Source organism: Candidatus Regiella insecticola LSR1 (genome assembly GCF_000143625.1).
Classification (GTDB): domain Bacteria; phylum Pseudomonadota; class Gammaproteobacteria; order Enterobacterales; family Enterobacteriaceae; genus Regiella; species Regiella insecticola.
In genome coordinates this window covers 1-234 of the sequence record NZ_GL379704.1, presented here as the reverse complement: position 1 = coordinate 234, position 234 = coordinate 1, and the positions used below count along the sequence as shown (strand labels likewise).

General features: G+C 61.5%; 1 protein-coding gene. It reads right to left on the bottom strand.

Annotated features, from left to right (window positions below; all coding sequences use genetic code 11):
• Positions 1-234, bottom strand: a 234-nt coding sequence (locus tag REG_RS09580) for a glycogen/starch/alpha-glucan phosphorylase (protein ID WP_006705456.1), incomplete at both ends; no start/stop codon positions are given.

The following is a 234-nucleotide window of genomic DNA, read 5'->3' as shown; positions in this document are numbered from 1 at the left end:
CGGCAAGGCGCCCCAGACCGCCATTGCCCAGCGCCGGATCCACTTCCTCTTCCAGCAATTCGCTCAGGTCGCGCTGATGCTCTGCCAGTGCCGCCTTCACTTCGTCATACCAGCCGAGGTTCAGCAGGTTATTACCGGTCAGGCGGCCAATCAGAAACTCCATGGAGATGTAGTTCACATGGCGCTGTGTCCTGGCGCTTTTCACCACCGGCTGCGCGGCCAGCAGTTCCGCCA